At 73.8% G+C, this 7,611-nt stretch carries 7 protein-coding genes and 1 pseudogene; 5 read left to right on the top strand and 3 right to left on the bottom strand.

Annotated features, from left to right (window positions below; genetic code table 11):
* Positions 1–225: 225 nt before the first annotated feature.
* Positions 226–630 carry a DUF6114 domain-containing protein gene (locus tag K353_RS02235; protein ID WP_111551874.1) on the bottom strand — a complete coding sequence of 135 codons (405 nt, stop codon included), beginning with the start codon at positions 628–630 and terminating at the stop codon, positions 226–228.
* Between the two features lie 148 nt (positions 631–778).
* Entirely contained in the window at positions 779–1,408 is a 630-nt protein-coding gene (locus K353_RS02240) for a DUF6230 family protein (RefSeq protein WP_100839169.1), read from the bottom strand.
* A gap of 644 nt (positions 1,409–2,052) precedes the next feature.
* Here K353_RS02240 and K353_RS36455 point away from each other — a divergent pair.
* Positions 2,053–3,036: a hypothetical protein gene (locus K353_RS36455; protein ID WP_199527953.1), complete on the top strand. Its 984-nt coding sequence runs from the start codon at positions 2,053–2,055 to the stop codon at positions 3,034–3,036.
* A gap of 163 nt (positions 3,037–3,199) precedes the next feature.
* Positions 3,200–3,862, top strand: coding sequence for a Tat pathway signal sequence domain protein (locus K353_RS02250; RefSeq protein ID WP_111551809.1), 663 nt, complete (start codon positions 3,200–3,202; stop codon positions 3,860–3,862).
* A 139-nt stretch (positions 3,863–4,001) separates the two neighbouring features.
* Here the strand turns inward: K353_RS02250 and K353_RS02255 are convergent, their stop codons facing one another.
* A complete protein-coding gene (locus K353_RS02255) occupies positions 4,002–4,637 on the bottom strand; it encodes a helix-turn-helix domain-containing protein (RefSeq protein WP_370447542.1) in 636 nt (211 codons plus the stop codon).
* Positions 4,638–4,686: 49 nt separating this feature from the next.
* On the opposite strand from K353_RS02255, the gene K353_RS02260 reads away from it, so the two are divergent.
* The 3 genes and pseudogenes from K353_RS02260 to K353_RS02270 all read left to right on the top strand — a co-directional run.
* Complete coding sequence (locus K353_RS02260; protein ID WP_111551811.1) at positions 4,687–6,369, top strand: FAD-dependent oxidoreductase; 1,683 nt, start codon at positions 4,687–4,689, stop codon at positions 6,367–6,369.
* Between the two features lie 190 nt (positions 6,370–6,559).
* Positions 6,560–7,045, top strand: coding sequence for a hypothetical protein (locus K353_RS02265; protein WP_111551812.1), 486 nt, complete (start codon positions 6,560–6,562; stop codon positions 7,043–7,045).
* Between the two features lie 96 nt (positions 7,046–7,141).
* Positions 7,142–7,611, top strand: a pseudogene (locus K353_RS02270) (electron transfer flavoprotein subunit beta/FixA family protein); the annotation flags it as partial.

Raw genomic sequence — 7,611 nt, forward strand, 5'->3', positions numbered from 1 at the left:
TACCAAGCCGCGGGCCGCCGTCGGCACGTATCCGGACACCCGGCACGCCCCCTCACGCCCGACGCGCGGGCGGTGCGGGCGACGCGCGGGCGGTGCGGGCGACGCGCGGGCGGTGCGGGCGACGCGTGGGAAAGGCCCGGCCGCGGCCCCCGCCCGCTCGGTGTGCGGGGGCCGCGGCCGGGGCGCCCGACGGCGGCCACGCTCCGCCGCCGGGCGCCTCCCCGGTCAGGCCGGGGTGGCTTCGCGTTTCGCTTCCCGGCGCAGCGCCCGGCGGCGCCGGGGCTGGTCGGGCAGCCAACCGAAGGCGAGGCTGCTGCCGATCAGGCCGAGCAGCAGTCCGATGAAGAAGCCGCCGAGGTTGGAGGTGACCCAACTGCCGAGGGTGGCGAGGACGGCAAGCACGGAGTAGAAGACCCGTTGGACGGGGTGGAAGATGAGGAGCAGTCCGCAGAGCACCATGAGGGTGGGGATGACGTAACCGGCCAGACCGAGCATGCCGATGTGGATGACCATGCGCATCGGAGCCTTCTCGGTGAACAGGATCTCGGCACCGGCGAGCACGATCAGCAGGCCGCCCCAGAACGGGCGGCGTCCGCGCCAGCCCGCGAAGCCGCGCGGGGCGGGTGGCACCGCGGCGGCCTCGGTGGGGGGCGTGCCGTGGGTGGCGGCCGCTTCGGCGGAGACATGGGCCGGGGTCAGGGCCGGGGCCGGAACAGGGGCGGTGTCGGCGGGCCGGGCGGCCGTGGTGTCGGCCGCCCGGTCCGGTGCCGGTCCGGGCTCAGCAGCCATCGCCGCTGAAGCTGAGGTGCATGTTGGGCAGGCGGAAGGTGCCGGCGGTGGTGGCGTAGTTCTGCTGCCGGAAGTGGTCGACGGCCACGGTGTCGCCCTGCTGGCCGAACATGCCGGGCGGGCCGGCCACGCCGCCCTTGTCGAAGGTGCTGGCGTCGCGGCCGACTTCGAGGTTCTTGAACTCGGCGTCACCGCTCATCAGGTCGGAGTCGGTGGTGAGGTTCTCGGCGGTGACGGGGGTGCCCTTGTCGCCGGCCGTGATCAGCAGGTTGATGCCGCCCAGGTTGACGCTCTGGCAGAGCTTGGTCAGGGACGCCTGCTTCACCACGGTCTGGATCAGGAACAGCTGGCCACCGGTGTCACCGGCGTTGGGGCTGTTCTCGATCATGTTGTCGAGGGTGCCGAACTGCTCGAACCCGGTGCCGTCCAGCTTGTCGGCGGTGACCTCGAAAGCCATGCCGGAGATGGCGAACTGGGTGGCCAGGACGTTCTGCGCGGTCAAGGTCACCAGGAGGCCCGCGGTGACGCAGGCCGGTACCGCCATCAGTGCGGCGCGGCGCAGTCGGACCCGGCCGCGCCCGGTCGAGGTGGCGGCGGATTGTTCTGCGGAGGGTGCCATGGAGGGCTCCTGAGGGTCGGGTGGGGGATCCGCAGCCCGGCGGCGACGAGGGCCTGGCGTGGGTGGGTGTGATGCGCCAACTGTGGTGCGTGGCAGTGAAGTTGACGATCTTTCTCATAACCGGCGGGCTGACTGGAAGTTACCCCGGAGTACATGGCGGGTCAATACTTCGCGCACCGTCCGGGATTTCTCGAACTCCAGTCAACTCCTGTGATTCATGGGGCAGTTGGAGACCAGTGACAAGCGAACTCCACTCACCTTCCTTCCAACTTCCGTCCTTCTCCTTGACGTTGGACCGACGGGACGCCTAGAACTTGGCGGGTACCCGGCGGTAACCCCGGCGTAACAGCCGTGCCCACCGGGTCGTTCTCGCTCCGGGCCCGGCGCACTCCCCGTACGGAGGCGCCGCCCTCCCGGTACGGCGGACCGCTCCGGCGCAACGGTGGCAGTCGTGCGCCCTCGGCCCGGTCGCTCGTGGCGTCGAGCGCCCTGTGATCCCCAGCCCAGCCCGTCCCGCCTCGTCACGCTCCGGCACGCCCGGCACGTCCCGTCACGCCCCACCCGGCGCCCCTCGCCCCGGCACGCCCCGTCTCGCCACACCCCGTCTCGCCACGCCCTGTCCCCTGCCGTCAGGAGTCCCCGTCATGCGCGCCAGCTCGCCCACCCCCGCCGCCTCCGACCCCGCGGCCACAGCCACCGCCGCCTCAGGCGCGTCCCGCCGCCGGCGCCGCCGCCTGCTGCCGTCCGCCGCCGTCCTGGCCGGTGCCGCGCTGCTGGCCGGTGTCACCCCGGCCTCCGCCGCCACCGCGGCCGCGCCCGGCGCGCCATACACCGGCATGGGCAACTGTCCGCTCTCCGCGCCCGCCATGCACAACCCGGAGAACCTCCAGGTCGGCTGCCTGGTGTCGGTGACCAACGCCGGGAAGTTCACCCTCGGCAGCACCGTGGTGCCGTTCAACTCGCCGATCACGCTGCAGTTCGGCTTCTACTGGGACAAGTCCGCGCCGGAGGTGTCGTTCCCGGACGGCAGCAGCGCCAACCAGTACACCGTGGTGCCGCCCACCGGCGCGCCGCTGCTCAGCGCGCCCATGGTGCAGATCAACATCCCGGGTATCCAGAACTTCCTCCCGGGCATCACCAGCGTCTTCGCCCAGGTGGAACTCGCGGGCCCGGTAACCAAGTTCACGCCACTGGCGACCGGCGAGCCGTACCCGGTGTTCCAGCTGCCGATCAAACTGCACCTGTACAACGCGCTGTTCGGCGCGCACTGCTACATCGGCTCGGACTCCGCACCGATGCTGCTCAAGCCCACCACCGGCGCGACCGCCTCCACCCCGCCGATGACCGGCGACCCGGGCACCCTCGACTACACCCCCGACCCCAACGGGCACAACGCGCTGGTCATTTCGGAGAACAACGCCTCGCTGGTCGACAACACCTTCGCGGTGCCCGGCGCCAACGGCTGCGGCCTGCTCGGCTCGCTGAACCAGATCATCAACTGGACGATGGGCCTGCCCGCCGCGCCCGGCAAGGACGCGGTGAGCTTCCAGCAGACCAACGCGTCCTTCGTCCTGGACACCGACATCGCCGACCTCACCGCCGCGCTGAGCGGCAGTGTCGCGCACTGACGATCCGTCACACCGACCTGCTTCCAACGCAGTTGAACGTCTCCTTCACACCTCCCCCACGAACCCGTGCCCGTCCCGTCCCCAGCGCGGGGCCCGCACGCGCTCCGGCGACCGCGCCGGGGCAGCTCCGTCCGCTCCGCCCCACCCACCGGAAGGAACCCTCATGCGCAACCGCCTCTCCGCCGGCATCGCCGCCCTCACCGCCGCCGGCGCCCTGCTCTTCCTCCCCGCCGTCCCGGCCGGCGCGGCGGGCAGCACCCCGGTGCTGACCATCGCCGGTACCAGCACGGCCGTCGGGGTCGGCGACACCCTGGCCGCGAACCTGGTCAGCGGCACCTTCGCCACCATGTACAACCCGGGCACCACCACCGGCGTCAAGTGCTCCACCTCCACCATCGGCGGCAGCGTGGCCGTCAACCCGCTCGCCACCGGCTCCGCCACCGCCTCCGGCCCGGTCGGCACCCTGACCTTCGCCGGCTGCACCTCCAACGTGACCGGCGTCACCGGCGTGAACAGCCTGACCATGAGCAACCTGCCCTACACCCTGAGCATCTCCGACTCGGCCGGGTTCCCGGTCAGCCTGACCGGGACGATCCAGGCCGCCGTCAACCTCAAGACCCTGGCCGGCAACGCCCTGTGCACCTACTCCTCGACCAGCGGCGCGCTCAACGGCAACGCCACCAACACCCCGCCGAAGATCACCATGACCAACCAGCCGTTCACCAAGCTGTCCGGCCCGAGCATCTGCTTCGCCAGCATCAACTTCTCGGCCGCCTACGGCCCGGTCACCGACACCACCCTGGGCGGCACGGTCTTCGTCAACTGACCCCGCACCACCGCACCACCGCAGGTCCGGACGCCGCGCCCACCCCCTCGGGCGCGGCGTCCCACCGCACGTCCCACCGCACGTCGCCCTGTCACGTCCGGCCCTGCCCCTTCCCGCCACGCCGCGCTGCGCCGCGCCGTCAGTCCGCCGCCCGCCCGGCCCGCTCGGCGGTCCTGGCCCGCACGTGCACCCGCTCCCCCTGCGGGCCGAACAGGCTCAGGAACTCCACCGGCACCCGCCCCGCGTTGGTGAACAGGTGCGGCGTCCGGGTGTCGAACTCCGCGGCCTCGCCCGCCTTCAGCACCGCCTCGTACTCGCCCAGTTTCAGCAGCAGTTCCCCGGAGAGCACGTACAGCCACTCGTGGCCTTCGTGGGTGCGCTGCTCGCAGTTCTCCCGGCTGTCGCCCACCGGGACGACGATCTTGTACGCCTGCATGCCGCCGAGGCTGCGGGCCAGCGGCAGGTACGTCCAGCCGTGCCGGACGAACGGGCGCAGCCGCACCCGGGGGTCGCCGGTGGGCGGGGCGTCGACCAGTTCGTCCAGGGCGACGCCGTGCGCGCGGGCCAGCGGCAGGAGCAGTTCCAGGGTCGGGCGCCGCCCGCCGGACTCCAGCCGGGACAGCGTGCTGACCGAGATGCCGGTCTGCTCGCTCAGTTGCGCCAGCGTGGTGCCGTACTGCTGCCGGATCGCCCGCAGCCGGGGGCCGACGCCGGTCAGCACCGCCTCGAAGTCCTCGCCCATCACCGTGCTCCTCTCCTCCCCTCCATTTGCCATCTCAGCAACATTGTTTGTCAATCCCGCGAACGCGGCGCACCATCGAGCCATGACCACGACGCACCGCCACCCGCACCCCCGCCCCGCCCGCCACCACGACGTGCTGATCGTCGGAGGCGGCGCCGCCGGACTCAGCGGCGCCCTCACCCTGGCCCGGGCCCGCCGCTCCGTCCTGGTCGTCGACGCGGGGCGTCCGCGCAACGCCCCGGCCGAGGGCATCCACGGCCTGCTCGGCCGCGAGGGCCTGCCGCCGGCCGAGCTGACCGCCCTCGGCCGGGCCGAAGTAGCCTCGTACGGCGGCGAGTTCCACGACGCCGAGGTGCGCTCCGTCGCCCGCGAGGAGGACGGCGGCTTCCGCGCCGAGCTGTCGGACGGCACCACCGTGCACGCCCGCCGCCTGCTGCTGACCACCGGCACCACCGACCTGCTGCCCGAGCTGCCCGGCCTGGCCGAGCGCTGGGGGCGCCAGGTGGTGCACTGCCCGTACTGCCACGGCTGGGAGGTCCGCGACCGGAAGATCGCCGTGCTGGCGACCAACCCGGCGGTGGCCGTCCACCAGGCGCTGCTGTGGCGGCAGTGGAGCGGGGACGTCACCCTGCTCGCGCACACCGCCGCGCCGTCCGGCGAGCAGCCGTCCGACGAGCGGCCGTCCGGCGAGCAGTCGCCCGAGCAGCGGCCGTCCGTTGAGCAGCCGTTCGACGAGCGGCAGCGGCGCGAGCTGGCCGCCCGCGGAGTGCGCGTGGTGCCCGGCGAGGTCGTCGCGCTGCTGCCCGAGGACGGCGCCGCCGAGCTGACCGGGGTCCGGCTGGCCGACGGCACCGTGGTCGACTGCGCGGTGCTGGCCGTCGGCACCGAGATGACCGTGACCGCGCCGTTCCTGGCCGAGCTGGGCCTGGCGGTCACCGACCTGGACTTCGGGGGCGTCCGGTTCGCCACCCGGCTGGCCACCACCGACCCGACGGGCGCCACCGGCGTCCCGGGCGTCTGGGCGGCGGGCAACCTGACCGACCCGGCCGCGCAGGTCGCCATCGCCGCCGCGGACGGGCTGCGGGCGGGCGCGGCGATCAACGCCGACCTGGTCGCCGAGGAGACCCGGCTGGCCGTCGACGCGGTCGAGTTCTGGGAGAAGCGGTACGGCGAGAGCGGACAGATCTGGAGCGGTCGCCCGAACGCCTCGCTGACCGTGCAGGCCACCGGCCTGGCGCCCGGCCGGGCGCTGGACCTGGGCTGCGGCGAGGGCGGGGACGCGATCTGGCTGGCCGAGCGGGGCTGGCAGGTCACCGCCGTTGACATCTCGCGGGTCGCGTTGGAGCGGGCCGCCGCCCGGGCCGCCGTCGCGGGCGTCGCCGACCGGATCGACTGGCAGCGCGTCGACCTGGCGCACGCCTTCCCGTCCGGCGCGTACGACCTGGTCTCCGCGCAGTTCCTGCACTCCCCCGCCGAGTTCCCCCGCGACCGGGTGCTGCGCCGGGCCGCCGCGGCCGTCGCCCCCGGTGGCACCCTGCTGATCACCAGCCACGCCGCACCGCCCGCCCGGCAGGACAACCCGCACCCCGACCTGCACCTCCCGACCCCCGAGGAGATGCTCGCCGCCCTGCAGCCGGCCCCCGGCGAGTGGACCGTCGAGCTCGCCGAGGAGCACGCCCGGCACGACCACCCCGGGCACCCCGTCACCGACCCGGACGCCCGCCCGCACCGCGACTCCACGCTCCGCCTGCGCCGCACGGGCTGAGCCCCGCCCGTCCCCGCCCCGGGGCCGCCGCCGTGCCCGACCGCACCCGGCGGCCCCGCCGCACGCCCCCCGGCGGCCCCGCCGCACGCCCCCGGGCGGCCGACCCGGGGCATCCGCGCCGCGGACCCGCCCGGCGGGTTGGTCCGGCCGCCTGGCGGAGCCGGCGCACCGCCGGACCTATGATCGCGGCGTGCCCGCTCTCCGCAAGGCCCTGGCCGACCACGAGGACACCCTGCTGCGCCTGCTGTCGATCGCCTTCCGGGTCGCCGCCGTCCTGCTGCTCCCCTGGATCGTCGAACTCGCCCTGACCGTCCGGGGCCGGTTCGGGGCCCGCAACCTCTCCAACGCCTGGGTCTGGTTCGACCTGCTGGAGGCGGCCGCCCTGCTGCTGCTCGCCGCGCTGGTCCGCCGCCGCCACCGCGCCACCAGCCCGATCGCCTCCGCGACCGCCGTCCTGCTCGGCACGGACGCCTTCTTCGACCTCTGGTCCGCCCACCGCGGCGAGGCGTTCCGCACCGCCGAAGTGCTCGCCTACGCCGCCGAACTCCCCAGCGCCGCCCTGCTCGCCGCGCTCTCCTGGTACTCCCTGCGCTGGGCCGCCGACCTCCGCCCCGCTCCCGCTTCCGCTCCTGCCCCCGGCGCCGCCCGTCGCCCGGTGCCGCCCGCTGGGAACTGAGTCCCCCCTCACACCCCCACGAGAGTGGATACATGGCACGGAGTGTGGTCTAGTGGGGGTACTCAGTTCCCTCCCGCGTGAAAGGACAAGGTGGCCGTGAGCTTGAGGATCGTTGTCTGTGTGAAGTACGTGCCCGACGCGACCGGTGACCGTCGCTTCGCGGACGATGCCACCACCGACCGGGAGGGCGTGGACGGCCTCCTGTCGGAGCTGGACGAGTACGGCGTCGAGCAGGCGCTGCGGATCGCGGCGGCCAACGAGGGCGCCGAGGTGACGGTGCTGACGGTGGGCCCGGACGACGCGAAGGACGCGCTGCGCAAGGCGCTGTCGATGGGCGCGGACAAGGCCGTGCACGTCAACGACGACGACATCCACGGCACGGACGCGCTGGGCACCTCGGCGATCTTGGCGGCGGCGCTGGAGCGGACCGGCTACGACCTGGTGGTGTGCGGCATGGCCTCCACCGACGGCACGATGGGCGTGCTGCCCGCGCTGCTGGCCGAGCGCCTGGGCGTGCCGCAGGCCACGCTGCTGTCCGAGGTCGCGGTGGCCGGCGGCAGGGTGAG

It is taken from the genome of Kitasatospora sp. SolWspMP-SS2h (assembly GCF_003259315.1).
Taxonomy (GTDB): domain Bacteria; phylum Actinomycetota; class Actinomycetes; order Streptomycetales; family Streptomycetaceae; genus Kitasatospora; species Kitasatospora fiedleri.

What these genes read in the sequence shown, in the direction of transcription:
- K353_RS02260 (WP_111551811.1), top strand. Translation starts at nt 4,687, where the DNA reads ATGACCACGACGCACCGCCACCCGCACCCCCGCCCCGCCCGCCACCAC.
- K353_RS02250 (WP_111551809.1), top strand. Translation starts at nt 3,200, where the DNA reads ATGCGCAACCGCCTCTCCGCCGGCATCGCCGCCCTCACCGCCGCCGGC.
- K353_RS02255 (WP_370447542.1), bottom strand. Translation starts at nt 4,637, where the DNA reads ATGGCAAATGGAGGGGAGGAGAGGAGCACGGTGATGGGCGAGGACTTC.
- K353_RS02240 (WP_100839169.1), bottom strand. Translation starts at nt 1,408, where the DNA reads ATGGCACCCTCCGCAGAACAATCCGCCGCCACCTCGACCGGGCGCGGC.
- K353_RS36455 (WP_199527953.1), top strand. Translation starts at nt 2,053, where the DNA reads ATGCGCGCCAGCTCGCCCACCCCCGCCGCCTCCGACCCCGCGGCCACA.